Source organism: Streptomyces sp. NPDC012794 (assembly GCF_042901085.1).
Lineage (GTDB): Bacteria > Actinomycetota > Actinomycetes > Streptomycetales > Streptomycetaceae > Streptomyces.
Window position 1 is genome coordinate 81,124 of record NZ_JBIBCI010000016.1, and the last position, 26,051, is coordinate 107,174.

Sequence of the window (26,051 nt, forward strand, 5' to 3'; positions counted from 1 at the left end):
CCTTTCCGGTAGAGCAGGGGGATGGTCAGGCCAGGCCGGCGGCGCGGAACGCGTCCAGGCTGGGGCGGATGGTGGCGCTCTGGCCGCTGTCCGCGGCCACCGCCTCCAGGGTCTTGAGGCCGTCACCGGTGTTCAGGACCACGGTGGTCAGCGCCGGGTCGAGCTGCCCGTTCTCGATCAGCTTCTTCGTCACGCCGACGGTCACGCCGCCCGCGGTCTCGGCGAAGATGCCCTCGGTCTGCGCCAGGATCTTGATGGCCTCGACGACCTGCTCGTCGTTCACGTCCTCGACGTAGCCGCCGGTGCGCCGCGCGATGTCCAGGACGTACGGGCCGTCCGCCGGATTGCCGATCGCCAGGGACTTGGCGATGGTGTTCGGCTTCTGCGGGCGGACCACGTCGTGACCGGCCTTGAAGGCGGTCGACACCGGGGAGCAGCCCTCGGCCTGGGCGCCGAAGATCTTGTACGGCTTGTCCTCGACCAGACCGAGCTTGATCAGCTCCTGGAGGCCCTTGTCGATCTTCGTCAGCTGGGAGCCGGACGCGATCGGGATGACGAGCTGGTCGGGCAGCCGCCAGCCGAGCTGCTCGCAGATCTCGTACGCCAGGGTCTTGGAGCCCTCGCCGTAGTAGGGGCGCAGGTTGACGTTGACGAAGCCCCAGCCCTCGCCCAGCGGGTCGCCGATGAGCTCGGAGCAGAAGCGGTTGACGTCGTCGTAGTTGCCCTCGATGCCGACCAGGTCGCCGCCGTAGACACCGGCCATGACGACCTTGCCCTGCTCCAGGTCGTGCGGGATGAACACGCAGGAGCGGAAGCCGGCGCGGGCGGCCGCGGCGCCGACGGCGCCGGCCAGGTTGCCGGTGGAGGAGCAGGACAGGGTGGTGAAGCCGAAGGCGCGGGCGGCCTCGACGGCGATGGCCACGACACGGTCCTTGAAGGAGTGCGTCGGGTTGCCGGAGTCGTCCTTGACGTAGAGCTTGCCGGTCACGCCCAGCTCCTTGGCCAGGTTCTCGGCGTCCACGAGCTTGGTGAAGCCCGGATTCAGGCTCGGCTTGGAGGCCACGTCCGCCGGGACGGGCAGCAGGGGCGCGTAGCGCCAGATGTTGTTCGGGCCGGCCTCGATCGCGGCGCGCAGGGCCTCCGGGTCGCCGAGCGGGAGCTCGTAGGCGACTTCCAGGGGGCCGAAGCACTCGACGCAGGCGAAGATCGGGCCGAGCTCGAAGCGGGTGCCGCACTCACGACAGGAAAGGCCGGTGGCGGGTCCCAGATCGACGGACCCGGTGGTGGCAGAGGTGGCGACAGTCTGTGCAGCCATGATGGCGAGGCCCTTTCTCCTCATCTTCCCCATGGCGCACTTCGCCATGAGACGGAATTGGCACCTTCCCTAGCCGGGGCCTCGCGTGGCGAGAACCGACTGGAGGGTTGCCGGGGCTTCAACGGGCCGTGTCCCTCTGCCCCTCTGGATGAGCGGTATGGCACCGGCACACGCGCTCTCTGGCGCGCCGGTGCGTTTGTACGCGGGACCCCCGGCATGCGGTGGTCCTTCGCGTTGTTCAAGACTGTAACCGAAGGGACGGGCGGTTGAGACAGCCGTCCGAACCGCGAGATGGATCACAATTCGGCCGAAAACCGCCGAGTGCCGCCGAGTACCGAGCGCCGGGCATCGGTCGCCGAGTGCCGCAGAGAAGCCCAGGGAGTGCTGAGAGTGCTGGATGACGTGGAGCGCTGGCTGGCGGTCCGCTCCTGGTCCGCCGCCGACCGACCGCTCGACCGGCTGCTCGACCGGAAACGGGCGTCCGGTACGACGGTGAGCGTGGTGCTGCCCGCGCTCGACGAGGAGGCCACGGTCGGGCAGATCGTGGAGGTGATCCGGCGCGATCTGATCGAGGGCCTCGCGGTCCCCCTGGTGGACGAGCTGGTGGTGGTCGACTCCGGCTCCACCGACCGTACGGCCGAGGTCGCGGCGCGGGCCGGCGCCCGGGTGGTGCACCGGGACTCGGTGCTGCCGCGGATCCCGGCGGTGCCCGGCAAGGGCGAGGTTCTGTGGCGCTCGCTGCTGGCCACCACCGGGGACATCGTCTGCTTCGTGGACGCCGACCTGCGGGACTTCGACTCCGCCTTCGTCTCCGGGATCGTCGGACCGCTGCTGACCGACCCGCCGGTGCAGTTCGTCAAGGCCATGTACGACCGCCCGCTCGGCGACGCCCCGGGCCAGGGCGGGCGCGTCACGGAGCTGGTGGCCCGCCCCCTCCTCAACCTCCACTGGCCCCAGCTGGCCGGCTTCGTCCAGCCGCTGGGCGGCGAGTACGCCGTACGCCGCTCCCTGCTGGAGCGGCTGCCCTTCCCCGTCGGGTACGGGGTGGAGCTGGGCCTGCTGGTGGACGCGCTGCACACGGTCGGGCTGGACGCGCTGGCCCAGGTGGACGTCGGGGTCCGGCTGCACCGGCACCAGGACGGGCAGGCGCTGGGCCGGATGGCCGCGGCGATCTACCGCACCGCGCAGCTGCGGCTCGCGGCCGGGCACTCCCCCGGCCACCGCTGGGCGCACGCCCGGGTACGGCCGAGGCTCACGCAGTTCGAGCGGGGGCCGGACGGGTTCGTTCCGCGCACGTACGCGGTGGACACGGAGGAGCGGCCGCCGATGCTGGAGGTCGAGGAGTACGCGGTGCGGCGGGTGGCGTGAGGCCCGGGGCGACGGGTGGCGTGGGCCCCGGGCCGGCCAGGACGTGACGAACCGGACAATTACCGGACGTTTGAGCGAGGACGGACCGGGCTAGGTTCGCCGCATGGCTTCCCGTATGGCTTCTCAGGTTCTCGTCGCCGCCAACCGCGGCCCGCTCTCGTACGCCCTCGACGCCGACGGCACCCTCAGCTCCCGGCGCGGCGGCGGCGGCCTCGTCTCCGGCCTGTCCGCGGCGCTCGCCGCGCAGCCGGAGGCCCTCTGGATCTGCGCGGCACTGTCGGACGCCGACCGGGAGGCCGTCCGCCGGGGCGTCTCCGAGCCCGGCGTCCGGATGCTGGACATCGATCCCGAGGTGTACGACGACGCGTACAACGGCATCGCGAACTCCGTGCTCTGGTTCACCCACCACCACCTGTACGACGTCCCGCGCGAGCCGGTCTTCGACGCCGCGTTCCGCCGCCGCTGGGACTCGTACACCGCGTACAACCAGGCCTTCGCCGAGGCCCTGGCGGAGGAGGCGGCGGAGGGCGCGTCGGTCCTGGTCCAGGACTACCACCTCGCCCTGGTCCCGGGGGCCCTGCGCGAACTGCGCCCGGACCTGCGGATCGCGCACTTCACGCACACCCCGTGGGCGTCGCGGGAGTTCCTGGACATGCTCCCGGACGACATCCGCAGCCAACTGGTGTGGGGGATGCTCGGGGCGGACCGGCTGGGCTTCCACACGTGGGGGTGGGCCGACAACTTCATCAGCGGCGCCACCATGGACGACGTGCGCGGCGTGGCGAGCGCGTTCTTCCCGCGGGACGGCCAGAGCGGGGTGCACCACCGCAGGACGACCGCGGACGGGAGCGGGTACGGGGAGAAGCGGTTCACCGCGGTGACCCAGTACCCCCTCGGCGTGGACGAGGAAGACCTGCGCACGCTCGCGCACCGGCCGGAGGTCGACGACAAGCTGGCCGCGCTGAGGGCGGAGGTCGGCGACCGCAGGACCATCGTCCGGGTCGACCGCACGGAACTGTCGAAGAACGTCCTGCGCGGCCTGCTGGCCTACCGGGAGCTGCTGACCGTCCACCCCGAGTGGCGCGGCCGCGTGGTGCACCTGGCGTCCGCCTACCCCTCACGGCAGGACCTGGAGGTGTACCGGGCGTACACGGCGTCGGTGCGCGAGCTGGCGGCGGAGATCAACGAGGAGTTCGGCACGGAGGACTGGCAGCCGGTCCTCCTCTCCGTGCAGGACGACTTCGCCCGCTCCCTGGCCGCGTACCGCCTGGCCGACGTGGCACTGATCAACCCGGTGCGGGACGGGATGAACCTGGTCGCGAAGGAGATCCCGGTGGTGTCGGAGGCGGGCTGCGCGCTGGTGCTGTCCACGGGGGCGGGGGCGTACGAGGAGCTCCGCGGGGACGCGCTGACGGTCAGCCCGTACGACGTCTCGGCGACGGCCGCGGCCCTCCACGAGGCCCTGTCCATGCCGCCGGCGGAACGCGCGGAGCGCACCAAGCGCCTGGCGGCGGCCGCGACGGCCCTCCCCCCGGCGGCCTGGTTCACGGCCCAGCTGGACGCACTGCGGGGGTGAGGCGGGCGGGGCGCGGCCCGCGTCCCGCCTTCAGGAAGTGAGGGCGGCCGCCAGCCGCGCCAGGAAGGCCGTCACCGCCGCCGGGCCCGGGAGGACCAGGTCGGCGCGGGCCGCGAGCTCCGGGACCTCCGCCGAGCCGCTGCACACCAGCAGCCCCGGGAGGCCTTCGGCGCGGCGCTTCTCGACCGCCGAGTACGCCGCGAGGTCGCCCAGGTCGTCCCCCGCGTACAGCACGGCCCCGGCGTCCCGCTCCTCCAGGAACTCGGTCAGGGCGACGCCCTTGTCCGTGCCCGGCGGGCGCAGCTCCAGCACGGCGCGCCCCGGCTCGACCATCAGCCCGTGCCGGGCGGCGAGCTCCGCGAGGGGTTCGCGCAGGGCCTCGAAGGCGGCGGCGGGGTCCTCGGCGCGGCGGGTGTGGACGGCCAGCGCCCGGCCCTTCTCCTCGATCCAGGTCCCGCGCCACGCCCCGATCGCGTCGAGGAACCCCGGCAGCTCCGCCCGTACGGCGGCGACGCCGGGGTGTTCGGCGGGGGCGTGGACGATGCCGGTGACGGCGTCCCAGCGTTCGGCGCCGTAGTGGCCCAGGACCACCAGGTGCTCCAGTCCCGGCACCCCGGCGAAGCCGCCGTGGCGGACGGCGACCCCGGCGGGCCGGCCGGTGACGACGGCCACGGCCTCCACCTGCGGCGCCAGCGCGGCGAGCGCCGGCACGGCGGAGGGATGGGCGCGGGCCTGGTCGGGGTCGGGGACGATCTCGGCGAGGGTGCCGTCGAAATCGAGGGCGATCACGGCTCTGCGGGGTGCGCGGAGGAGGGCTTCGAGTCCCTCGCGTCCGGCTGCGGTGGCGGGCACGGGCATCGGCGGCAGGTCGTGCGGCTGGCTCCCCATACGGATGACCTTACCGGGGCGGCCGCGGCGCCGACCAGCCTTCCCCCGAGCCGGGGCCGGCCGCTCAGCGCCTGGCCCGCTGGGCCTCGCGGATGCGGCGGAGGCGGTTGACGGTGCCGGGGGCGTGGGCGAGGGCGCGCGGGTCGTCCATGAGGGCGTTGAGCAGCTGGTAGTAGCGGACCGGGGTGAGCCCGAGGCCTTCGCGCACGGCCCGCTCCTTGGCTCCGGGGCCGGGCCAGCTGCGGCCCTCGTAGGCGAGCACGGCGGCCTCGGCGGCGGTCAGCCGGCCGTGCGCCGTCTCCGCCGCCCCGTTCCCCGCCGTTTCACCCGCCTGGCCGCCGTCCGTCATACGGCCAGATTAACGCCGCCCACCGACACCGCCCCGGCCCGGTCCCGGCCGGAGCGGTGTGCCACGGGCCGGGGGGTCAGCGTTCGCCGTCCGCCTTGCGCGCCCTGGTGGCGATCTCCTCCAGTACCTTCGCGGGCTGCCCGCCCGGCTGCACGGCCTTGCCGATGTTCTGCTTGACGTCCTCGCTGACGCCGGCCCAGGACTTCTTGCCGACCGGGTAGAGCCGGGCGCTGGGCAGGGCGGTCAGGAAGGTCCTCAGCTGGGTGGCCGTGCCGCCGGTGCTGGCGGCCATGGCCCGGTAGCCGCTGGTGGTGACCGGCAGCAGGTCGTACCGGTTGGTGAAGGCGGTCACGTTCTTCGCGGAGAACAGGTGGTCCAGGAACTTCCCGGACTCCTTCTTGTGGCCGTTCTTGAAGGCCATCACCCAGTCGGCGACGCCCATCGTGGAGTGGTCGGTGCCGTCGGCGGTCGGCATGGCGACCATGCCGAACCGCAGTCCCTTGCCGGCGGCCTGCTTCAGCAGCGTCGGGTGGCCGTTGAGCATGCCCACCTCGCCGCGCGTGAAGGCGTCGAAGGCGGCCTGGCGGTCCAGCTTGCCGGGCTCCACCGGGCCGGTCAGCTGCTGGCCGACCATCTTGTCGCGCAGGAACTCCAGCGACTTGACGTTGTCCGGGGAGTCGATCGCGTACGCCTCCTCGTTGTCGGTGTAGCCGCCACCGCCCGCGAGCATCCACATCATCGTCTCGGCCTGGGCCTCCTCGCGGCCGAGCGGCAGCGCGAAGGGGGTCGGGACGTTCGCCGCCTTGAGCTTCTTGGCGGCCGCCTCCAGCTCCGCCCAGCTCTTGGGCTGCCAGGAGGCGTTGGCGTCCTTGGGGATGACCCCGGCGTCGCCGAGCAGCTTCTGGTTGTAGAAGAGCAGCCGGGTGCTGGCGACGAAGGGCATGCCGTACTGGACCCGCTTGACCTTGCCCGCGTCGGCGAGCGGGGCGAGGAAGTCGGCCTCGGTGTTGACGGAGAGCAGCTCGTCGGCGGTGTAGAGCTTGCCGGCCTCCGCGTAGTCGGCGTAGGCGCCGATCTGCGCGATGTCGGGGGCCTTGCCGGCCTTGACCATGGCGGCGACCTTGGCGTCGACCTCCGACCAGGAGTAGACGCTGACCTCGACGCGGACGCCGGGGTTGTCCTTCTCGAAGGAGGTGGCGAGGTCCTTCCAGTAACCGGCGGAGGAGTTCTGCGGATTGTCCCCGTAGTCGGCCGCCACGACCCGCAGGGTCACCTCGTTGTCCCCGGTGAGGCCGGAGACGGTTCCACAGCCCGCCAGCGTCGCCACGGTCAGGCACAGCGCGGCGCCGGTCGCCGCCGGCCTCAGGTAACGGCCCTTCACAGTTCTTGATCCACCCCAGGTTGTACGTACGATCCGACGTAAGGTCTACACCACTTTGGCGGCTCCTCCACATCCGGAACGGGCCGCGCCGCGGACTGTGTCCGGACCGTGTCCGGGCAGGTGCCCGGATTTGTATGGCTGCTCAACAATCCCCTCCAATGGACTAGACCTTTCCCCGCCGAGCACGCGAGACTGTCTGCTGTGAAACCCGTGAAACACGTCATCGCCCTGGATGTGGGCGGCACCGGGATCAAGGCCGCCCTCATCGGCGCGGACGGCACCCTGCTGCACGAGGCCCGCCGCGCCACCGGCCGCGAGCGGGGCCCCGAAGCCGTCGTCGAGACGATCCTGGACTTCGCCCACGAGCTCCTCGGCCTGGGCCGCGCCCGCTTCGGCACGGCCGCCTCGGCCGCCGGCGTCGCCGTCCCCGGCATCGTCGACGCCGACCGGGGCATCGCCGTGTACGCGGCGAACCTGGGCTGGCGCGACGTACCGATGCGCGAACTGCTGGGCGCCCGCCTCGGCGGGATCCCGGTCGCCCTCGGCCACGACGTCCGCACGGGCGGACTCGCCGAAGGCCGCATCGGCGCGGGCCGGGGCGCCGACCGCTTCCTCTTCGTCCCGCTCGGCACCGGCATCGCCGGCGCCATCGGCATCGCGGGCCGGATCGAGGCCGGCGCCCACGGCTACGCGGGTGAGATCGGGCACATCGTGGTCCGCCCCGGCGGCCCCGCCTGCGGCTGCGGCCAGCACGGCTGCCTGGAGACCCTGGCCTCCGCCTCCGCCGTCAGCCGCGCCTGGGCCGCCGCCTCCGGCGACCCGGCGGCCGACGCCGCCGACTGCGCCAAGGCCGTCGAGTCCGGGGACGCGGCCGCCCGCGAGGTCTGGCTGAGCGCCATCGGCGCCCTCGCCGACGGCCTGGTCACCGCCATCACCCTGCTGGACCCGAACACGCTGATCATCGGTGGCGGGCTCGCCGAGGCCGGGGAAACGCTGTTCGCACCACTGAGGACCGCCGTCGAGGAGCGCGTGACGTTCCAGCGGCTGCCCGAGATCGTTCCGGCTGCCCTCGGGGACACCGCCGGATGCCTGGGCGCGGGGCTGCTCGCCTGGGACCTACTCGCCACGGAGGTACCTGCCTGATGTCCGGAAGCGCACACAGCACCGTTCTCTCCGGCGCGAGGGTGGTGCTGCCCACCGGGATCGTGGCGGGCGGCCGCGTCATCGTCGAGGGCGCCCGCATCGCGGGCAGCGCCCGCGAGGACGCGGACGTCACCGACCTGTCCGGGCACTGGATCGTCCCCGGCTTCGTGGACATGCACAACCACGGCGGCGGCGGGGCCTCCTTCACCTCCGGCACCGCCGAGGAGGTCCTCAAGGGCGTACGCACCCACCGCGAACACGGCACCACCACCCTCGTCGCCTCCACCGTCACCGGCGGCCTGGACGAACTGGCCCGCCGCGCGGGACTGCTCGCCGAGCTCACCCAGCAGGGAGAGATCGCCGGCATCCACTTCGAGGGCCCCTTCATCAACCCCTGCCGCAAGGGCGCGCACAAGGAGGACCTGCTGCGCGACCCCGACCCGGCCGAGGTCCGCAAGCTGGTCGACGCCGCGCACGGCGCCGCCCGCATGGTCACCCTCGCCACCGAACTCCCCGGCGGCCTGGACTCCGTACGGCTGCTGGCCGAGCACGGGGTCATCGCCGCCATCGGCCACACCGACTCCACGTACGACGAGGCCCGCCAGGCCATCGAGGCCGGTGCGACCGTCGCCACCCACCTCTACAACGCCATGCCGGGCCTGGAACACCGCGCTCCCGGCCCGATCGCCGCCCTGCTGGAGGACGAACGCGTCACCGTCGAGCTGATCAACGACGGCACCCACCTGCACCCGGCGATGCTGGAGCTGGCCTTCCACCACGCGGGCGCGCACCGCGTCGCGCTGATCACCGACGCCATGGACGCGGCCGGCTTCGGCGACGGCACCTACCACCTCGGCCCGCTGGAGGTGGAGGTCCGCGAAGGCGTGGCCCGGCTCGTGGAGGGCGGCTCCATCGCCGGTTCCACGCTGACCCTGGACACCGCGTTCAAGCGGTCGGTGACGGTGGACCGGCTGCCCGTCGAGTCCGTGGTCCAGGCGATCTCCGCCAACCCGGCCAAGCTGCTGGGCCTCTACGACGAGGTCGGCTCGCTGGAGCCCGGAAAGTACGCAGACCTGGTGGTCCTGGACGCGTCGTTCGACGTCAAGGGCGTCATGCGGCGCGGCGAATGGATCGTCAGCCCGCCGTCCTGAACCGGCCGTCCACCCGGCACGACCGGGGCGGCCGGCCCGCGGGACTGGGCCGGCCGCCCTCGATTTGGCATGATCCCGGCACACACCAAGACCGGGACTGGCCATGATCCTCACCGTGACGCTCAACACCGCCCTCGACATCACCCACCGGGTGCCGCGACTGCTGCCGCACACCTCCCACCGCGTCACCGGCGTCACCGAACGCGCGGGCGGCAAGGGCCTGAACGTGGCCCGGGTGCTCGCCGCGCTCGGCGACGAGGTCACGGCGACGGGCTTCGCCGGCGGCCCGGCCGGGCAGGTCGTACGCGAACTCCTGGCGGACACGCCCGGCGTGGCCGACGCCCTCGTCCCCTGCGCCGGCACCACCCGGCGCACCCTGGCCGTCGTCGACGACAGCACCGGCGACACCACCCAGTTCAACGAGCCCGGCCCGCAGATCTCCGCCGCCGAATGGGCCGCCTTCCTCGACCGGTACGCCGAACTCCTCACCGGCGCCCGCGCCGTGGCCCTCTGCGGCAGCCTGCCCCCGGGCGTGCCCGTCGGCGCGTACGCGGTCCTGGTACGGGCGGCCCGCGCGGCCGGCGTCCCGGTCCTGCTGGACACCAGCGGCGAGGCCCTGCGCCGCGGGGTCGCCGCCCGGCCGGAGGTCATCAAGCCGAACGCCGCCGAGCTGGCGGAGCTGACCGGTTCCCGCGACCCGCTGCCCGCCACCCGCGACGCCCGCCGCCGCGGCGCCCACGCCGTGGTCACCTCCCTGGGCCCCGCCGGTCTGCTCGCCGCCACCCCCGAGGGCACCTGGGAGGCGGCCCCGCCCCGGCCGCTGCGCGGCAACCCCACCGGCGCGGGCGACTCCGCGGTGGCGGGCCTGCTCTCCGCGCTCACCCGGGGCCTGGACTGGCCCGAGCGCCTCACCCGCGCGGTGGCCCTCTCCGCGGCCACCGTCCACGCCCCGACGGCGGGAGACTTCGACCCCCGCACCTACGAGGAGGTACGGGGGTCGGTGAAGGTCACGGCCCTGTAGGGCGGCCGCCGGCCGGAGGCCCGGTCAGCCCTGTTCGAGCCAGAGCTGGTCGATGTTGATCTCGCACTGGTTGCCGGTCTCGCACGAGATCTTGACCGTGTTGGTGCCCTTCTTCAGCTGCACCAGCGAGTGCGTGTACGTCCAGCCCCACTCACCGGGCTTGGCGTGCGCGAAGTTCTTCATGTTTATCGGCCGGGACTGCGCCTCGCCGTTGACGGTCAACGTGGTGTTGGCGTCCTTGCCCGGCACCGCGTACGTCATCTTCAGCTTGTACTGGGCCGCCTTGGGCACGTCCAGCGTCCAAGTGACGGCCGCGCCGGTCTGGTTGAAGTTGCCGACGTACTGGCCGCCCGCGCTCTTCGCACCGGGGACGGTGGCCTGCAGCGCCGCGCCGCCCGTCAGGGCCATGCCCGCCCCGGAGGCGTCCGCCTTCGGCAGCGGGGCCTGCGAGGGCTGCGGGGATCCGCTCGGCTCCGGATCGGACTTCTGCGAGGGCGCCACCGACTGGGCCGGGCCCGTCGCCTGGTTCTTGTCGTCCTTGTCGTTCTTCTTGCCGAAGACCACGGCCGCGCCGATGCCGATGCCGACGGCGGCGACCACCGCGATCGCCGCGATCACCATGCCCCGGCGGCTGGAGCCACCGCCGCGGCCGCCGCCCCGGGACGGGACGGGCTGGTGAGGCGCCGTCGGCGCGGACGGCTGCTGCGGGACGCCGTAGCCGTTCGCCTGGAGGGCTTCGGGCGCCTGGTACTGGGCCTGGTAGGCCTGCGGGGGCTGCTGCTGCGGAACGGCGCCGCGCTGGCCGCCGTAGGTCCGCTCGCCGACCGTGCGCACCTGGTTGTACGAGGTCCGGGGGACGCCGGGCTGCGCGCCGGACGGTCCGCCGGCCGTCGGGCCGGGGTAGCCGTATCCGCCGCCCTGACCGGGCGGGGTGGCTCCGGCGGCCTGGCCGTCCGCGTAGAGGTAGCCGAACGGGTCATCGTCCTCGGGCTTGTTCGCCCCACCGTGCGGGCCGTTGTTCGCGGGCGTCGTCATCGCAGGTCACTCCTTTCGACCCACGGGAGCCTACCCCGAACACGTGCGCCCACGGGCGGCCCGCGTGATCAGCCGGCCCGCCGGTGCGCCTTGGAACGGGACCGCTTCTCGATGTACATCCGCTGGTCGGCGGAGCGCAGCACCTCTTCCGCGGACATCCCGCAGCTGGCCCAGCCGATCCCGAAACTCGCTCCCACGCGCACCGCGCGGCCGTCCACCCGAATCGGCGGGATGATCGCGTTGCGCAGCCGCACGGCGAGGTCGGCGGCGTCGGCCGCGCCCAGCCCGTCGGCGAGGACGACGAATTCGTCACCACCCAGCCGGGCGACGGTGTCACCGTCCCTGACGCCCGTCGTCAGCCGCCGGGCCACCTCGATCAGGACGGCGTCGCCGGTGTGGTGGCCGAACCGGTCGTTGATCGACTTGAAGCCGTCGAGGTCGCAGAAGAGCACCGCGAGCCCCTTCGTGCCGTCGTCGATGTCGCCGGCGGGCGCCACCGTGTGCACGTGGTGGTCGTACGGGCCGTCCGGCCGGCCCGGGAGCGGGCCGGGGAAGTCGAAGGAGTCGCCCGTCTGCGCGGCGCCCGGCCCGGCGGGGTAGCCGCCGCCGTACCCGTGCTGCTGCCCCTCGGGCGGAAAGCCGTGCTCGCCGGCACCACCCGCCCCGGGGCGGCCCTCGTACGCCGCGTCCAGCGCCTCCACCGCGCTGGCCCGTACGGACTGGGGCCGCCGGCACAGGCGCGCCCCGAGCCGGGAGCGCAGCTCGGCGCTGTTGGGCAGACCGGTGAGGGAGTCGTGGCTGGCCCGGTGCGCGAGCTGGAGCTCGTGCCGCTTGCGCTCCTCGATGTCCTCGACGTGCGTGAGCAGGAAGCGGGGCCCGTCGGCGGCGTCCGCGACCACCGAGTTGCGCAGCGAGACCCAGACGTACGTGCCGTCGCGCCGCCCGAGGCGCAGCTCGGCGCGGCCGCCCTCGGCGGAGGTGCGCAGCAGGGTCCCGATGTCCTCGGGGTGGACGAGGTCGGAGAAGGAGTAGCGGCGCAGCACGGAGGCGGGCCGGCCCAGGAGGCGGCACAGGGCGTCGTTGGTGCGCAGCAGCCGGCCGTGCTGGTCGCCGCCCATCTCGGCGATGGCCATGCCGCTGGGCGCGTACTCGAAGGCCTGCCGGAACGACTCCTCGCTGGCGCGCAGTGCCTGCTGCTCCCGCTCCAGCCGGACCAGGGCGCGCTGCATGTTCGCGCGGAGCCTGGCGTTGCTGATCGCAATGGCGGCCTGGAAGGCGTACATCTGGAGCGCTTCGCGCCCCCACGCGCCGGGGCGGCGCCCATTGCGCGGTCTGTCCACCGAAATGACACCCAGCAGTTCCCCGCCCGTCGCGTACATGGGGGCGTAGAGCCGGTCCTCGGGGTGCCACTCGTCCTGGAAGCGCGGATCGGGGCCGTCGGTGTGCCACTGGGGGACGTCGTCCTCCAGGAGGACCCAGCCCTCGGTGTGCGGGATGAAGCGCAGGCCGTCCCAGTCCTCGCCCATGGTCAGGCGGCGCTCCCAGGCGGGGCGGGAACCGACGCGGCCGGTGATGAGGGCTTCGGCGGCGGGGTCGCCTGCGAAGGCCGCGACCACGAGATCCCCGTCAGGGCGTACGAGGTTGACGCAGGCGAGTTCGTAGCCGAGGCCCCTGACGATGCCGTCCACTACGGTCTGCAGGGTGTCCGCCAGGCTCCGCGCGGTGTTGAGCTCGGCCACCACCCGGTGCAGCTGCCGCAAGGTCGCAAGACGGACGTACGGCTCCGACTCGGTCTCCATTGCTCGCTCTCCCCGAGACCTCGACAGCAACTCCAGGTATGTCATCGGCGTTTCGTTGCGGTGTCCCGTCCACTGAATCACAGTGAGCTGTGCGGCAGGTACACAGGGTCAACAAATCTTGCCCTCTGTGACTCAAGTCACATGAGATGAATAAGGGCGTGCTGGGGAGGGGGTACGGAGTGGGAACGCTCCCTCCCGTTCCCGGCGGCAAACGATACGGCCTGGGCCCGGGCCGCGGCGCGAAAGTGGCGCCGGTGGGGCGGACTTTCACCTCCGGGCCTAGGTCCTGTCGTCAAAGGAGCGCCGGTCAGGCCTGCGGCGTCCGGTGCCGTGCATCGCAAGGCGGAGGGGCACCCGAGTACTGGACGTACTTGGGTGCCCCGACAACGCGGCGAGGTGCGGTGCCGGGGGCCGCGGGCCAGGCGGGACTTTGACGACAGGGCCTAGGACCCCGGTCGGGGAGGCGGTGGGGACCGGGGGCCGATGTGCGGCGGGCGGGCGCGGGACTAGCGTTCGGTACGTGCCCAAGACGACCGCCGCAGACCCGGCTCCCGCGCCCGCCACCCCCCATCCTGAGGGGGTGAGCAACGACGAGTTCCGTGCCGCCATGTCCCGGCTGGCCGCCGGCGTGTGCCTGATCACCGCGCACGAGCCGCCCCTGACCGCCGGCGGACCCCGCGGCGAGGACGTCGGCATGACGGCCACCGCCTTCATGTCGGTCTCCCTGGACCCGCCACTGGTCCTGGTGAGCGTGCGCGAGGACTCCCGCATGGACGACCTGCTCGCCGAGCAGCCGCTGTGGGCGGTCTCCCTCCTCGCGGACAGCCAGCTCCAGGTCGCGAGCCGCTTCGCGATGAAGGGCCGGATCAGCGACCGGCTGCTGTTCGAGGGGGTCCCGTACGTACGCGGCGCCCTGTCGGGCGCGCCGCTGCTGTCGGGCGCGCTGGCCACCCTGGAGTGCCGCACCGAGTCCCGCGTGACGGCGGGCGACCACACCCTGGTCGTCGGCCGCGTCCTCGCCGCCGGCCTCCCGGTCCCGGACGCACCGCCGCTGGCCTACTTCCGCGGCCGCTACCGGCACCTGGCCCCTTAGGCCGTCTCTTCCGGTCGGGCCGCGCTACCAGTCGCGCCCGCTGCGGTTCCGCTTGGTCTCGCCCCGGGCCTTCTTCTCCCGCAGGCGCCGCTCGTTGATCCCCCGGGGGATCTTCGTCGCCCGGCGCGGCTTCGGCGGCGGGGCCGTGGCCTCCGCCAGCAGGGAGGCCATCCGGACCATCGCCATCTCCCGGTTGCGGAACTGCGAGCGGTGCTCGGAGGCCCGTACCGTCACCACGCCGTCGACCAGCCGGGACGCGAGCCGCTCCAGCGCCCGCTCCTTCCACACCGGCGGCAGCGCCTCGGTCGCCGCCAGGTCGAACAGCAGCTCCACCCGCGAGTCGGAGGTGTTGACGTGCTGCCCGCCCGGCCCGGAGGAACGCGAGAACCGCCAGGCGAGCTCCGCCTCGGGGAGCACGACGGAACCGCGGATGACATGGGGACCAGGCATGGCCCTATGATCGGCCTCCGCCCGCGCCACGTCACCCCATTTCCACGTGCCTGGAACCTTCGCGCCCCCTGCCCGCGTTATAACGGCAGCGGTAGCTTGACCCCACATCGCGGTCATGTGACGAGGAAGGACACCAGTCAAATGGCAGTAAGCCTGTCCAAGGGCGGCAACGTCTCGCTCTCCAAGGAGGCCCCCGGCCTCAGCGCCGTCACGGTCGGCCTCGGCTGGGACGTCCGCACGACCACCGGTGTCGACTTCGACCTGGACGCCTCCGCCATCGCGGTCAACGCGACGGGCAAGGTCGTCTCCGACGGTCACTTCGTCTTCTTCAACAACAAGTCCACCCCGGACCAGACCATCGTCCACACCGGCGACAACCGCACCGGTGAGGGCTCGGGCGACGACGAGGCGATCAACGTCAACCTCGCCGGCCTCCCCGCCGACGTGGACAAGATCGTCTTCCCGGTCTCCATCTACGACGCCGAGAACCGCAGCCAGAACTTCGGCCAGGTCCGCAACGCCTACATCCGCGTCGTGAACCAGGCCGGCGGCGCCGAGATCGCCCGGTACGACCTCTCCGAGGACGCCGCCACCGAGACCGCCATGGTCTTCGGCGAGCTCTACCGCAACGGCGCCGAGTGGAAGTTCCGCGCGGTCGGCCAGGGTTACGCCTCCGGCCTCGTCGGCATCGCCCAGGACTTCGGCGTCAACGTCTGATCCCGCCCGCCGGGCCGAAGCCCCCTCCCCGGACCTCCGGGCGGGGGGCCCGGCCGGCGTCCCGGGGCGCCCACGGCCTACGCGCGGGGGCGGCCCTGTCCGTACAGCCACACGTCCCACACCTTCTTCAGGTCGTGGCCCGTCCGCCGCTGCGCGTACGCGGTGAAGTCCGCGGTGCTCGCGTTGCCGTGCCGGTGGTCGGCGGTCCAGCCTCGCAGCAGGCCGAAGAACGCCTCGTCCCCCACTTCCTGCCGGATCCGGTGCAGGACCATGGCCCCCCGGTAGTACACGGGCGCGTCGGACACCTGCGCCGCGCCGGGCGGCGCGGCGGGCGGAAACGCGTCCCAGCCGCCCCCGGCCTCCGCGTCGACCGAGGTGTCACCCGCCAGGAACGCCTCGAAACGGCGCTGCGCGGTGATCCCGCCCCGGTCCTCGGACCACAGCCACTCCGCGTACGTGGCGAAGCCCTCGTTGAGCCACATGTCCTTCCAGGACTTCGGCGAGACGGAATTCCCGAACCACTGGTGGGCCAGCTCGTGCAGCACCAGTTCCTCGCCGGGCGCGCCGGGGTAGACGGGCTTGGTCTGGGTCTCCAGCGCGTACGCGAGGGTCCCCGCGGGCATCACGATCGATCCGGCCGTGCCGAAGGGATAGGGGCCGAACCTGGTGCTCGCCCACTCCACCATCTCGGGCAGCCGCTTCAGCGCCGCCTCGCTGCCGGCCGCCTCACCGCCGTCGACGGCGTTGTAGACCTCCACGCCGGAGGGGGTCCGCCCGGTGCTCACCCTGAATTTGCCGACGGCGACGGTCGCCAGGTAGCTCGCCATCGGCTCCGGGCTGTGCCACGCGAACTCCGTCCGCCCGTCCCCCGTCTCCCGCCGGGAGCGCAGCCGCCCGTTGGAGACGGCCTCGTACCCGTCCGGCACGGTGACCGTCACGTCGTACGCGGCCTTGTCGCTCGGGTGGTGGTTGCCGGGGAACCAGCCCATCGACCCCACCGGCTCGCCGACGGCGACCGCACCGTCCTCGGTGGTGATCCAGCCCTCCTCGGACCCGTCCGGATCGACGACCGGCTTCGGCCGCCCGGAGTAGTCCACCGTCGTACGGAAGACCTCGCCCTTCTTCAGGTCCTTGGCCGGGCGCACCGTCAGCTCGTTGCCGGTCCGGTTGTACCGGGCGGCGGCGCCCTGCACGTCCACCGCCTCGACCTTGAGGCCGCTGAAGTCGAGGTTGAAGGAGCTGAGGCCCTGGCCGGCGCGGGCGGTGATGACGGCCGTGCCGTGCAGCCGCCCGTCGGCGGGGTCGTAGGCGAGGTCCAGCGCGTAGTGGTCGACCTGGTAGCCGCCGTTGCCCGCCCGGGGGAAGAACGGATCGCGCAGCCCGGACGCGCCGGGCCGCCCCTGCACCGTCGCGCCCGTACATCCCGTGGTGAGGACGAGCAGGGCGGTGACGGCGGGGGCGGCCAGGCGCTTGAGTTCCACGCGCCGATCCTAAGCGGGTGATCCGCGGCGGAGCCGGACCCTACTGCTGGAGGGACTCCACACCGGCCTTGGCGAACTTCTCGTCCAGGTCGCCGCTCGGGGCGCCGGCCACGCCGATGCCGGCGACGGGCGCGCCGCCCGCCTGGACGGGGGCGCCGCCGCCGAGGAAGAGGGTGCCCGGGATGTCCTTCAGGTTCGGAGTCTGCGCGAGGCGGCCGGCGAGGACGGAGGTCGGGGCGTTCCAGGACACGGCGGTGAACGCCTTGCGCTCCGCCGACTCGTAGGACTGCGGGCCGGCGCCGTCGCCGCGCAGGGTGACGATGGTGTTGCCGTTGCGGTCGACCACCGCGACGGTGACCTTCTGGTTCTCCTTCTCGGCGGCCTCCAGCGCGGCCTGCGCGGCGCGGGTGGCGGCACCGATGGTGAGGTGCGTCGAGGTGGTGAAGTTCTTGTCGGAGTCCTTCTTGGCCGGCGCGGCGGGGGTGGCGCTCGCGCTGACGGCGCCGAAGGTCCCGGCGCCGAGGACGACGGCGAGGGCGGTGCCGGTGAGGACGCGGGTGCGGGTGTTCATTTCAGCTCCTGGTGGGTCGTCGGCTGGCTCTCTCCAAGCCTGGCCCCGGACCCCGCCCCGGGCCGTCCCCGTACCGGCTCGCCCCGCCCAGCGCACCGGTTGACCCGGGCATCATCCGATCGGCCGATGTGGTGGGGCGGGCCGCCCGGTTCCCCTGGTCACACGCCCCCGCGCGGGGTGGAGCGGCAACGCCGCAGCACCGCCCCGGCCGGTGGGCGGCGGCACCGGCCGCGGCACCGCCGCCCCGGGGGCCGGGGCGCCGCCACCCCGCCGGACCACCGCGCACCGGCACCCGCCGCGCCGGGGCGACCATCCCCCCGGCATCCGTCCGCCGGGGCCGCGGCCCGGCCGGGGCTGCGGCAGCGGCAGCGGCAGCGGCAGCGGCTGCGGCTGCGGCTGCGGCTGCGGCTGCGGCTGCGGCTGCGGCTGCGGCTGCGGCTGCGGCTGCGGCAGCATGGAAACCTCCGCCCACCCCCAGGAGCCACGCCGTGAGCCGGCACCCCGCGACCGCCCCCGACACCCGCACCCTCGCCGCCGTCATGCACGCGGCGTTCTTCCTGCTGCTCGGCGCCTCGGTGGCCCGGTTCCTGCTCCGCCACCCCGGCGAACCCCGCACCCCCTGGGTGATCTCCCTCGGCATCGCCCTCGCCCTGCTCTACGTCCTCGGCCCCGCCGTCGGCGTCACCCAGGCCGCCCCCGCCCCCGGCGCCCCCGCGCCCCCGACCCTGCGCCGCCGGCTCTGGCTCGGCCTGGTCGTGGCCACCTGGGTCGTCCTCGTCGTGCTCGCGCCGAGCTTCGCCTGGTGCGCCGTACCGCTGTTCTTCACGGCCCTGCGCACCCTCCCGCCGCGCGCCGCCGTCGCCCTGGTCGGCGTACTCACCGTCTTCGTCGTGGCGGCCCAGCTGAAGCTCTCCACAGCCTTCGACCCCAACCTCCTGCTGGCCCCGCCCGCCATCGCCGCCCTGGCCACGGCCGTCTTCGTCCACATGGAGCGCCAGGCCCGCGCCCAGCGCGCGCTGATCGACGACCTGATCCGCACCCGCCGGGAACTCGCCGCCACCGAACGCCGCGAAGGCACCCTCGCCGAGCGGCAGCGGCTGTCCATGGAGATCCACGACACCCTGGCCCAGCACCTGTCCAGCCAGCAGATGCTCCTCCAGGCCGCGGACCGCACCTGGGACAGCGACCCGGCCACCGCCCGCGCGCACGTCCGTACCGCCACCGGCATCGCGGCCCGCGGCCTCGCCGAGGCCCGCCGCCTGGTCCACGACCTGGCCCCGCCCGAGCTGGCCGACGGCGCGGGCCTCGCCGACGCCCTGCGCGCCCTGGACGCCGGCCCCGGCGTCGAGGTCCGCTTCCACCTGGAGGGCGTACCCGTCCCCCTCCCGGACCGCACCGAATCGGCCCTCCTGCGCATCGCCCAGGGCGCCCTGGCCAACGTCCGCGAACACGCGCACGCGCACACCGCCGCCCTCACCCTCAGCTTCCTCGGCGACCAGGTGGTCCTGGACATCGCGGACGACGGCGCCGGCTTCACCGTCGCCACCCCCGCCGGCGCCGGCCCCGAACGCGGCCACGGCCTCCCGGCGATGCGCGCCCGCGTGCGCCAGCTCGGCGGCACCCTGACGATCGAATCCACCCCCGGCGAGGGCACCGTCCTCTCCGCCTCAATCCCCCTGGAGCCCACAGGATGACGACGATCCTCCTCTGCGACGACCACGTGGTGGTCCGCGCCGGACTCCTCGCGCTCCTCGGCAGCGAACCGGACATCGAGGTGCTCGGCGAGGCGGGCAGCGGCGAGGAGGCGGTCGCGCTGGCCGCCAGGCTCCGGCCGGACGTGGTCCTGATGGACCTCCAGCTGGGCGACGGCATCGACGGCGTCGAAGCCACCCGCCGCATCACCGCCCTCCCCTCCCCGCCGCACGTCCTGGTCCTCACGACGTACGACACGGACGCGGACATCACCCGGGCGATCGGGGCGGGGGCGACGGGCTACCTGCTCAAGGCGGAACGGCCCGAGGAGCTTTTCGCAGCCATCCATTCGGCGGCGGCGGGCCGCACCACCCTGTCGGCGCCCGTCGCGAGCCGGGTCATGGCCCACATGCGCGGAACGCGCCCCACCCTCACCGACCGCGAACTCGACATCCTGGGCCAGCTGGCCCGGGGGCTGGGCAACCGCGACATCGCCCGGGCCCTGTTCATCAGCGAGGCCACGGTCAAGACCCACCTGGGACGCATCTACGACAAGCTCGGCGTCGACACCCGCGCCGGCGCGGTGGCGGTGGCCAAGGAGCAACGCCTGCTGCCCTCGTGACCCCGCTCACGGCCGATGGCGCTCACGGCCCGGCGTCGGCGTCCCGGCCGGGGCTCCGCCCGGCGTCCCGCCCGGCCAGTCTCCGCCGCCACTGCTCCACGGCCTGCCCGAGGGCCTCGTTGACGAGCGAGAGCAGCTCGACCGAGGCCTCGAAGCGCGCCCCGGCGGGAGTCCCCGCCCCGAGCACCTCGGCTCCGCGCCGCGACTCCGCCACCAGGACGTCGTTCATCCGCGCGGCGGCCAGCAGCGACCGGAGCCAGAGCTCGTCGTCGACGGCGTAGCGCTCGCGCCGCTCGCCGGGCAGCCGCTCCCGCCTGAGCATCCCCTGCTCTTCGAGCCAGGCCACGGCGTGCGAGACGGACGCCGGGCTGACGTCGAGCCGCTGGACCAGCTCGGCGGCGGTGAGGGCGCCCGAGTCGGTGGTGTAGAGGCAGGCGAGCACCCTGGAGACCATCGGCGGCATCCCCTGCCGGGCCAGGAGCCCGGTGAAGGACTCGGTGAACTCCCGCACCGCCCGCGGGTCCCGCCCGTGGCCGGTGTCGGGGGTGTGCGGCGCCGGAGGCCGCGCCTGCTGCCCGCCCCGGCGCGCGCGGTCCCGCGTGGCCTCCTGCGCCCGCTCGGCCGCGTACTCCCCCGGCCCGCCGTTGCGGGTGACCTCCCGCATGACGGTCGAGGCGGGCCGCCCCAGGCGGCGCCCGATCTCCGCGTACCCGAGCCCCTCGGCCAGCCACGTGGCGATGTGCCGGCGGTCCTCGCCGGTCAGCCGTCCTCCGGGCATCGGCGCTCGTCTCCCCTCGTCGACACGCGCAGTATGCATCCACCCCAAGCCCATTGCAATCCGACACCTGCGGCACCCCTTGCATTCACCTCCACGACCATTGCAACGAAGCCTCAAACTGCCCGCCCTTACAGGACTTCACCCCCCCTCTCTTGTTGACGGATAGCTAAACGCAATATAGCTTCGAAAGCGTTCAGCAGTTCCCAAACACTTACGGGGAGATCGGCAATGGGACGGAACAGCGGCTTTTCCGAAGCGAGCCTGCGCAGGCTGCGCGACGTACTGGCACGGCACGTCGACTCCGGGAGCGTCCCCGGCGTCGTCGCCCTCCTCAGCCGGGGCGACGAGACGCACGTCGAAGCCATCGGCACGACGCACCACGACGGCGGCGCCCCGATGCGTCGCGACACGATCTTCCGGATGGCCTCCACGTCCAAGCCGGTCACGATGGCCCCGGTGATGGCCCTCCTCGACGAGTGCCGCCTGCGCCTGGACGACCTGGTACAGGAATGGCTGCCCGAGCTCGCCGACCGCCAGGTGCTGCGGCGGACCGACGGCCCGCTGGACGAGACGGTGCCGGCGAAGCGGCCGATCACCGTGCGGGACCTGGTGACCTCCACCTTCGGCCTCGGCGTCGACCTCTCGACGATCGGCTCCCCCGTCCAGGTCGCGCTCCAGGAGAAGGCCGTCTTCAGCCAGGGCGTGGTCCCGGCGCCCGAGCGGGACGAGTGGATGCGCCGCCTCGGCGAGCTCCCGCTGATGTACCAGCCCGGTGAGCACTGGGGCTACCACCTCAGCCACGACGTGCTCGGCGTGCTCGTCTCCCGGGTCACGGGCAAGCCGTTCGAGACGGTCCTGCGCGAGCGCGTCCTCGACCCGCTGGGCATGGAGGACACCGGCTTCCACGTCCCCGCCGGCAAGATCGACCGGCTGCCCCCCTGCTACGCCCCCGACCCGCGGAGCGGTGAGTTCATGGTGTGGGACGAGGCAGCGGACGGCCGCTACAGCCGGGCCCCGCTCTTCCAGTCCGGCGGCGGCGGCCTGGTCTCCACCGTCGACGACTACCACGCGTACTTCCGCATGCTCCTGAACCGCGGGAAGCACGGGGACGCACGGATCCTGTCCCGGCCCGCCGTCGAGCTGATGACCACCAGCCACCTCACGCCCGAACAGGAGAGCGCCCGCTCCGCCCTCGCCCGGGGCGCCGTCCACGTGTCCTTCGGCCAGGGCCAGCAGGGCGGCTGGGGCCTCGGCATGGCGGTGCGGACCTACCGCGGCGACTACGCGCCCGTCGGCCAGTTCGGCTGGGACGGCGGAACCGGCACCTCGGCCTACGCCGACCCGGTGAACGGCCTCACCGGCATCCTGCTCATGCAGGTGGGCCTGTCCACCCCGGCCCCGGCGCGCGTCATCCACGACTTCTGGACCACGGCCTACCAGGCCCTGGAGGACTGACCCCCGCCGGCGTCCGGGGCGGGCGGATCCGGGGCGGGCGGATCCGGGGCGGGCGGATCCGGGGCGGGCGGATCCGGGGCGGGCGGATCCGGGGCGGGCGGATCCGGGGCGGCGCCCGCAGGGGCCCGGGCCGCCCCGCGCCGCCCCCCGCGCCGCCGGAGGAGCACCCGTGACACCATCGGGAACGTGCTCGACATCGGCTACTCCCTCTCCCGGCGCTTCCCCGACCCCCCGCAGACCGACTACCGCTCGGCGGACGTCCACACCCTGCGCCACGACCTGTTCTGCGGGGACGTCTACCTCGCGGACACCGAGAAGGACACGGAAGTGTCCACAGCCTGGGGATGGGTGCCCGTACTCGACTTCGCCTGGGCGCTGTGCGACATCGTCGAGCAGCTCGACGAGGACCCGCGCGGCAGCCGCTCCGCCGACCGCCGGTTCGCGGAGCTCGACTTCACCGAGTCCGCCGACCGCATGCTCTTCGAACGCCGCTTCGGCTGGGTCGACATCGAAGCCGACTGGATGGCCCCGGAGGAAGAGCCCCTCACCTTCAGTCACCGCCTGCTGCGCCGCGAGGCCCGCGACTTCCTCCACGACCTGATCGCCGACCTCGTCGACATGCACGAGGGCCTCGCCGACAACCCGGTCATCTGGACCCTCCAGTCCCGCTTCCCCCGCGTACCCGCCTGAGCGGACCCGCCCGGGCCGTTCCCTCCCCCGCCCGGGGGAGCCGGATCGCTCGCGTGCCCGATGTCCGGCCGCCGCGCGGCCGGGAGGCTGGCCGCATGAGCCACGCCACCACCGAACGCCCCGTCCCGCGCTGGGCCCGGACGACCGCCCGCCTCCTGCCGCTGCTGGCCCTGCCGGTGTGCCTGTGGCGGCTGCCCGTCGGCTTCGGCTTCCAGATGGGCATGGACCTGCCACCCTCCGGGCAGCCGCTCCTGATCACCGTCCCCTACGTCCTCGCCCTCAGCCTCCTCTCCGAGGCCTTCGCCCTGCTCTGCGCCGGCCTCGTACGCCCCTGGGGCGAAACGGTCCCCGCCCGGGTCCCCGTACTCGGCGGCCGCCGCATCCCGCGTCACGCGGTCACCGTGCCCGCCACCCTCGCCGGACTCGGCTTCACGTGGCTCCTCGTCGACTGGGTGCTCTGCGCCTTCCACCTCGCCGGGTTCTCCGACGTCGGCTACACCAACGGCTGGTGGCGGGCCCTCGCCCTCATCGTCAGCGGCCCGTTCGCCCTCTGGGGCCCCCTGATCCTCGCCCTCGCCCTCGGCTACCACCGGCGCCGCCGCCCCCTGGCGGCCCGTTGAAGGGTCTCCGGATCCGGCCCGGCCGGGGCCCGGGTGTCGGGTACTCTCTCGGTTGGCTTCAGGGCGTCGGCAGGCTGTGAACTGCCCGATAGGGGACGGTTTTTCATGAGTGGTAACGGTGCGCCTTCAGCCGAGCTCTTCCAGCCGCTCAGGCCGGAGGACCCGGCCACGGTGGGCGGTTACCGGCTCGTGGCCGTGCTGGGCGCGGGCGGCATGGGCAAGGTGTACCTCTCCTACACCCTCGGCGGACGGCCCGTCGCCCTCAAGGTGATCCGGCCCGAGTTCAGCGAGGACCCGGAGTTCCGGCGGCGTTTCCAGCAGGAAGTACGGGCCGCCCAGCGGGTGCAGGGCCTGTACACCGCGCCCGTCATCGACTTCGACACCGAGGGCGCGCAGCCCTGGCTCGCCACCTCCTACGTACCGGGCCCCTCCCTCGCGCACGCCGTGACCCGGCACGGACGGCTGCCGCTGCGCAGCGTCCTGCTGCTGGCCATCGGGGTCGCCGAGGCCCTGCACGTCATCCACGGCGCGGGCATCGTCCACCGCGACCTGAAGCCGGCGAACGTGCTCCTCGCCTCCGACGGCCCCCGCGTGATCGACTTCGGCATCGCCCGCGCGGCCGACGCCACCGCCCTGACCAGCAGCGGCGTCAGCGTCGGCACTCCCGCGTTCATGGCGCCCGAGCAGGCCTCCGCCGGAGCGGTCACCGCCGCCACCGACATCTTCGCCCTCGGCCAGATCATCGCCTTCGCGGCGATCGGCGCACCGGTCTACGGCGACGGGAACTCGCACGCCGTCCTCTACCGGATCGTGCACGAGGATCCCGACCTCAGCGCCCTGCCGGCGGAGCTGCGGCCCCTGGTGACCCGCTGCCTGAGCCGCGACCCCGCCGCCCGGCCCAGCCTCACCGAGGTCATCGAGATGTGCCACGGCCTCTCGCCCGACCCGCTGCGCCAAGGCGAGGACTGGCTCCCCAAGGCCGTCGCCGGTTCCATCACCGAACGGCTCCAGCTGCCCGAACCGGCCAGGACCCCGCCGCCGCAGCCCGCCGCCGCGCCCACCCCGACCGAGCTCTCCGCGCCGCCCCCGCCGCCCGCGGCCCCGGGCGTGGCGTACGCGCCGACGCAGGCCGCGCCGGCCACCCCGGCGACGGCACCGGGCGCCGTACCGCCCGGCTACCCGACCCCGGCCCCCGGGTACCAGACCCTGCCCCCCGGCTACCCGGCCCCGGCGCCCGGGTACCACACGCCGCCGCCCGGGTACCCCGCGCCGCATCCCGGGTTCGCCCCCGGCTACCCCACGCCGCCGCCGCTCCACCAGACCGGCTTCCCCCAGACCGGCTTCCCGCAGACGGGCTTCCCGCCGCCCGCCCCGCAGAACTCCCGGCGCAAGGGCCTGATCATCGCCGGGACGATCGTGGGCACGGTCATCGGCCTCGCGGTCATCGGCTCCCTGCTGCCGGACGGCTCCTCCAAGGGCAGCAGGGGCGGCAGCAGCGCCGCCACCGGCGGCAGCCGCGGCGCCACCCCCAGCCCCGGGGCCTCCCAGAACAAGAACCAGAAGCGCCCCGACCCCGCCCCGGCCTCGTACCAGGGCATCAACATGACGGCCAACTACCAGATCATGCTGGCCGACAACCCGCCGCGCCCCACCTCGGGCGGCAGCTCCGGCGTCTCGTACAGCCACGGGGACCTCTACTACTACTTCGACACCCTGTTCGGCGAGAAGAGGCTCGGCACCGACAACGGCAAGCTCGTCGTCCTGAACAACGCGCAGAAGGGCTCCCTGGAGACCTGCCGCACCGAGACCCGCTACACCGAGAAGGTCAGCCTCGACCAGCTCAGCGACGGGTCGGAGATCTGCGTGCTCAGCGACGCCGGGCACATCGCGGTGGCGACGTACCGCGGCAAGTCGGACGGGAAGGACGCGAGCAACTACGTCACGGTCGACCTCACCGTCTGGCGCAACGCCGAGGAACCGAAGAAGCGCTGACGCCCCCGCCCATCCGGCCCGTACGCACCCCCTCGTACGGGCCGCGCTCCGGCTACCCCAGCACCCGGACCCCCAGCTGCGCAGCCATCGCCGGAGCCAGCTCGAACAGCTGACCAGGGCTGATCACCGCCCCCGCCAGCGCCTCCACCCCCCGCGCGATCCCCAGCTCCGACGCACCCCGCAGATCCACCTCCGACAGCCGCGCCCCCGAGAAGTCGGCCCCGCGCACCACACAGTCCCGGAACTCCACCCGCTCCAGCACGGCACCCCCGAAGTCCGGCTCCACCAGCACGCATCCCTCGAAGACCACGTCCCTGAGCCGTGCCGTCCGCAGGTTCACGTAGTCGATCTTCCCGCCCCGTACGAGGACCCGCTCCAGCACCGCCCCATGCAACTGCGCCCCGCCCAGCCGGGCCTCCACCAGCTCCACGTCCCGCAGCGAAGCCCCCGACAGGTCCGTGCCCACCCCCCGGACCTGCTCCAGCACCGAATCCAGCACCCGCGCCCTCGCCAGCCCGGCCTCGTCCAGCCCACACCGGCGCAGCGCGCAGTCCATGAACCGCGCCCCGGCCCCGTCCTGCCCCGCCAGGTCCAGGTCCGCGAACTCCAGCCCGTCGTAATCCCCGTCCGGCTCCAGCGCACCCCCCTCCCACACCGCCGTCTCCGGCAACCGCACCTCCGGAAGCCGTGCCGCTCGCACCGTCGCCCGGCCCGCCCGCGTTCCCTGCCCGTTCCGCGCCATGCCCCCATGGTGACCCACCGCACCGACAGCGCCCCGGCCCGCGCCCCCGAAACCCCCGCCTCCGCCTGGCCGCCCTACACGCCCCGCTCCGCCCCCGCACCGGCCACCCCGTCCGCCGTTCC

At 73.6% G+C, this 26,051-nt stretch carries 24 protein-coding genes and 1 riboswitch; of the genes, 13 read left to right on the top strand and 11 right to left on the bottom strand.

Annotation, left to right across the window (positions count from 1 at the left end):
• Positions 1 to 25 precede the first annotated feature (25 nt).
• A complete protein-coding gene (thrC, locus tag ACFY7H_RS26140) occupies positions 26 to 1,315 on the bottom strand; it encodes a threonine synthase (RefSeq protein WP_388942361.1) in 1,290 nt (429 codons plus the stop codon).
• Between the two features lie 17 nt (positions 1,316 to 1,332).
• Positions 1,333 to 1,470: riboswitch (SAM riboswitch) on the bottom strand.
• Between the two features lie 235 nt (positions 1,471 to 1,705).
• On the opposite strand from thrC, the gene ACFY7H_RS26145 reads away from it, so the two are divergent.
• Both ACFY7H_RS26145 and ACFY7H_RS26150 read left to right on the top strand, forming a co-directional pair.
• Positions 1,706 to 2,683 (top strand): glucosyl-3-phosphoglycerate synthase, encoded by a 978-nt coding sequence (locus ACFY7H_RS26145; RefSeq protein WP_388942364.1) that lies wholly within the window; start codon positions 1,706 to 1,708, stop codon positions 2,681 to 2,683.
• A gap of 115 nt (positions 2,684 to 2,798) precedes the next feature.
• Complete coding sequence (locus ACFY7H_RS26150; protein WP_388942367.1) at positions 2,799 to 4,259, top strand: trehalose-6-phosphate synthase; 1,461 nt, start codon at positions 2,799 to 2,801, stop codon at positions 4,257 to 4,259.
• 30 nt (positions 4,260 to 4,289) lie between these two features.
• Here ACFY7H_RS26150 and otsB read toward each other — a convergent pair whose 3' ends face one another.
• The 3 genes from otsB to ACFY7H_RS26165 form a co-directional block, all read right to left on the bottom strand.
• On the bottom strand, positions 4,290 to 5,147 hold the full coding sequence (otsB, locus tag ACFY7H_RS26155; RefSeq protein ID WP_388942370.1) for a trehalose-phosphatase: 858 nt from the start codon (positions 5,145 to 5,147) through the stop codon (positions 4,290 to 4,292).
• 64 nt (positions 5,148 to 5,211) lie between these two features.
• Positions 5,212 to 5,496, bottom strand: a complete 285-nt coding sequence (locus ACFY7H_RS26160) for a DUF3263 domain-containing protein (protein WP_388942374.1) — start codon at positions 5,494 to 5,496, stop codon at positions 5,212 to 5,214.
• Positions 5,497 to 5,572: 76 nt separating this feature from the next.
• A complete protein-coding gene (locus tag ACFY7H_RS26165) occupies positions 5,573 to 6,877 on the bottom strand; it encodes an extracellular solute-binding protein (RefSeq protein ID WP_388942377.1) in 1,305 nt (434 codons plus the stop codon).
• A gap of 210 nt (positions 6,878 to 7,087) precedes the next feature.
• Here ACFY7H_RS26165 and ACFY7H_RS26170 point away from each other — a divergent pair, with 210 nt between their 5' ends.
• From ACFY7H_RS26170 to ACFY7H_RS26180, 3 genes are all read left to right on the top strand, one after another.
• Entirely contained in the window at positions 7,088 to 8,020 is a 933-nt protein-coding gene (locus ACFY7H_RS26170) for an ROK family protein (RefSeq protein WP_388942569.1), read from the top strand.
• Positions 8,020 to 9,171, top strand: coding sequence for an N-acetylglucosamine-6-phosphate deacetylase (gene nagA, locus ACFY7H_RS26175; protein WP_388942380.1), 1,152 nt, complete (start codon positions 8,020 to 8,022; stop codon positions 9,169 to 9,171). The genes ACFY7H_RS26170 and nagA overlap by 1 nt, the downstream gene beginning before the upstream one ends.
• A 103-nt stretch (positions 9,172 to 9,274) precedes the next feature.
• Positions 9,275 to 10,192: a 1-phosphofructokinase family hexose kinase gene (locus ACFY7H_RS26180; protein WP_388942383.1), complete on the top strand. Its 918-nt coding sequence runs from the start codon at positions 9,275 to 9,277 to the stop codon at positions 10,190 to 10,192.
• 24 nt (positions 10,193 to 10,216) lie between these two features.
• Here the strand turns inward: ACFY7H_RS26180 and ACFY7H_RS26185 are convergent, their stop codons facing one another.
• Together ACFY7H_RS26185 and cdgB are read right to left on the bottom strand one after the other, a co-directional pair.
• Positions 10,217 to 11,227, bottom strand: coding sequence for a CBM35 domain-containing protein (locus ACFY7H_RS26185; RefSeq protein WP_388942386.1), 1,011 nt, complete (start codon positions 11,225 to 11,227; stop codon positions 10,217 to 10,219).
• A gap of 68 nt (positions 11,228 to 11,295) precedes the next feature.
• Positions 11,296 to 13,026: a diguanylate cyclase CdgB gene (gene cdgB / locus ACFY7H_RS26190; protein ID WP_388942389.1), complete on the bottom strand. Its 1,731-nt coding sequence runs from the start codon at positions 13,024 to 13,026 to the stop codon at positions 11,296 to 11,298.
• A 520-nt stretch (positions 13,027 to 13,546) separates the two neighbouring features.
• Here cdgB and ACFY7H_RS26195 point away from each other — a divergent pair.
• On the top strand, positions 13,547 to 14,119 hold the full coding sequence (locus ACFY7H_RS26195) for a flavin reductase family protein (protein ID WP_388942392.1): 573 nt from the start codon (positions 13,547 to 13,549) through the stop codon (positions 14,117 to 14,119).
• A 24-nt stretch (positions 14,120 to 14,143) separates the two neighbouring features.
• Here ACFY7H_RS26195 and arfB read toward each other — a convergent pair whose 3' ends face one another.
• Entirely contained in the window at positions 14,144 to 14,569 is a 426-nt protein-coding gene (gene arfB, locus ACFY7H_RS26200; protein ID WP_388942395.1) for an alternative ribosome rescue aminoacyl-tRNA hydrolase ArfB, read from the bottom strand.
• Between the two features lie 141 nt (positions 14,570 to 14,710).
• Here arfB and ACFY7H_RS26205 point away from each other — a divergent pair, with 141 nt between their 5' ends.
• Entirely contained in the window at positions 14,711 to 15,286 is a 576-nt protein-coding gene (locus ACFY7H_RS26205; RefSeq protein WP_388942398.1) for a TerD family protein, read from the top strand.
• 77 nt (positions 15,287 to 15,363) lie between these two features.
• Here ACFY7H_RS26205 and ACFY7H_RS26210 read toward each other — a convergent pair whose 3' ends face one another.
• Entirely contained in the window at positions 15,364 to 16,767 is a 1,404-nt protein-coding gene (locus ACFY7H_RS26210) for a M1 family metallopeptidase (protein ID WP_388942401.1), read from the bottom strand.
• Between the two features lie 40 nt (positions 16,768 to 16,807).
• Complete coding sequence (locus tag ACFY7H_RS26215) at positions 16,808 to 17,338, bottom strand: heme-binding protein (RefSeq protein ID WP_388942404.1); 531 nt, start codon at positions 17,336 to 17,338, stop codon at positions 16,808 to 16,810.
• Between the two features lie 539 nt (positions 17,339 to 17,877).
• Between ACFY7H_RS26215 and ACFY7H_RS26220 the strand changes: the two genes are divergently transcribed.
• Entirely contained in the window at positions 17,878 to 19,032 is a 1,155-nt protein-coding gene (locus ACFY7H_RS26220; protein WP_388942573.1) for a sensor histidine kinase, read from the top strand.
• Positions 19,029 to 19,652: a response regulator gene (locus ACFY7H_RS26225; RefSeq protein ID WP_388942406.1), complete on the top strand. Its 624-nt coding sequence runs from the start codon at positions 19,029 to 19,031 to the stop codon at positions 19,650 to 19,652. The genes ACFY7H_RS26220 and ACFY7H_RS26225 overlap by 4 nt, the downstream gene beginning before the upstream one ends.
• Before the next feature lie 22 nt (positions 19,653 to 19,674).
• Here ACFY7H_RS26225 and ACFY7H_RS26230 read toward each other — a convergent pair whose 3' ends face one another.
• Positions 19,675 to 20,430 carry a helix-turn-helix domain-containing protein gene (locus ACFY7H_RS26230; protein WP_388942408.1) on the bottom strand — a complete coding sequence of 252 codons (756 nt, stop codon included), beginning with the start codon at positions 20,428 to 20,430 and terminating at the stop codon, positions 19,675 to 19,677.
• A 228-nt stretch (positions 20,431 to 20,658) separates the two neighbouring features.
• Between ACFY7H_RS26230 and ACFY7H_RS26235 the strand changes: the two genes are divergently transcribed.
• The 4 genes from ACFY7H_RS26235 (at position 20,659) to ACFY7H_RS26250 (ending at position 25,187) form a co-directional block, all read left to right on the top strand.
• Positions 20,659 to 21,885: a serine hydrolase domain-containing protein gene (locus ACFY7H_RS26235; RefSeq protein ID WP_388942410.1), complete on the top strand. Its 1,227-nt coding sequence runs from the start codon at positions 20,659 to 20,661 to the stop codon at positions 21,883 to 21,885.
• A 186-nt stretch (positions 21,886 to 22,071) separates the two neighbouring features.
• Complete coding sequence (locus tag ACFY7H_RS26240) at positions 22,072 to 22,575, top strand: hypothetical protein (RefSeq protein ID WP_388942412.1); 504 nt, start codon at positions 22,072 to 22,074, stop codon at positions 22,573 to 22,575.
• 95 nt (positions 22,576 to 22,670) lie between these two features.
• Entirely contained in the window at positions 22,671 to 23,195 is a 525-nt protein-coding gene (locus tag ACFY7H_RS26245) for a hypothetical protein (RefSeq protein WP_388942415.1), read from the top strand.
• A gap of 105 nt (positions 23,196 to 23,300) precedes the next feature.
• Entirely contained in the window at positions 23,301 to 25,187 is a 1,887-nt protein-coding gene (locus tag ACFY7H_RS26250; protein WP_388942418.1) for a serine/threonine-protein kinase, read from the top strand.
• Positions 25,188 to 25,239: 52 nt separating this feature from the next.
• On the opposite strand, the gene ACFY7H_RS26255 is transcribed toward ACFY7H_RS26250, so the two are convergent.
• The gene (locus ACFY7H_RS26255) at positions 25,240 to 25,929 is read right to left on the bottom strand and encodes a pentapeptide repeat-containing protein (RefSeq protein ID WP_388942421.1); all 690 of its coding nucleotides are present in this window, start codon (positions 25,927 to 25,929) and stop codon (positions 25,240 to 25,242) included.
• Positions 25,930 to 26,051 lie beyond the last annotated feature (122 nt).

Coding starts and splice junctions, on each gene's coding strand:
- ACFY7H_RS26230 (WP_388942408.1), bottom strand. CDS start 20,430: ATGCCCGGAGGACGGCTGACCGGCGAGGACCGCCGGCACATCGCCACG.
- ACFY7H_RS26245 (WP_388942415.1), top strand. CDS start 22,671: ATGAGCCACGCCACCACCGAACGCCCCGTCCCGCGCTGGGCCCGGACG.
- otsB (WP_388942370.1), bottom strand. CDS start 5,147: ATGGGGAGCCAGCCGCACGACCTGCCGCCGATGCCCGTGCCCGCCACC.
- ACFY7H_RS26235 (WP_388942410.1), top strand. CDS start 20,659: ATGGGACGGAACAGCGGCTTTTCCGAAGCGAGCCTGCGCAGGCTGCGC.
- ACFY7H_RS26215 (WP_388942404.1), bottom strand. CDS start 17,338: ATGAACACCCGCACCCGCGTCCTCACCGGCACCGCCCTCGCCGTCGTC.
- ACFY7H_RS26225 (WP_388942406.1), top strand. CDS start 19,029: ATGACGACGATCCTCCTCTGCGACGACCACGTGGTGGTCCGCGCCGGA.
- nagA (WP_388942380.1), top strand. CDS start 8,020: ATGTCCGGAAGCGCACACAGCACCGTTCTCTCCGGCGCGAGGGTGGTG.
- cdgB (WP_388942389.1), bottom strand. CDS start 13,026: ATGGAGACCGAGTCGGAGCCGTACGTCCGTCTTGCGACCTTGCGGCAG.
- ACFY7H_RS26185 (WP_388942386.1), bottom strand. CDS start 11,227: ATGACGACGCCCGCGAACAACGGCCCGCACGGTGGGGCGAACAAGCCC.
- ACFY7H_RS26255 (WP_388942421.1), bottom strand. CDS start 25,929: ATGGCGCGGAACGGGCAGGGAACGCGGGCGGGCCGGGCGACGGTGCGA.
- arfB (WP_388942395.1), bottom strand. CDS start 14,569: ATGCCTGGTCCCCATGTCATCCGCGGTTCCGTCGTGCTCCCCGAGGCG.
- ACFY7H_RS26150 (WP_388942367.1), top strand. CDS start 2,799: ATGGCTTCTCAGGTTCTCGTCGCCGCCAACCGCGGCCCGCTCTCGTAC.
- ACFY7H_RS26205 (WP_388942398.1), top strand. CDS start 14,711: ATGGCAGTAAGCCTGTCCAAGGGCGGCAACGTCTCGCTCTCCAAGGAG.
- ACFY7H_RS26250 (WP_388942418.1), top strand. CDS start 23,301: ATGAGTGGTAACGGTGCGCCTTCAGCCGAGCTCTTCCAGCCGCTCAGG.
- ACFY7H_RS26220 (WP_388942573.1), top strand. CDS start 17,878: ATGCACGCGGCGTTCTTCCTGCTGCTCGGCGCCTCGGTGGCCCGGTTC.
- ACFY7H_RS26180 (WP_388942383.1), top strand. CDS start 9,275: ATGATCCTCACCGTGACGCTCAACACCGCCCTCGACATCACCCACCGG.
- thrC (WP_388942361.1), bottom strand. CDS start 1,315: ATGGCTGCACAGACTGTCGCCACCTCTGCCACCACCGGGTCCGTCGAT.
- ACFY7H_RS26160 (WP_388942374.1), bottom strand. CDS start 5,496: ATGACGGACGGCGGCCAGGCGGGTGAAACGGCGGGGAACGGGGCGGCG.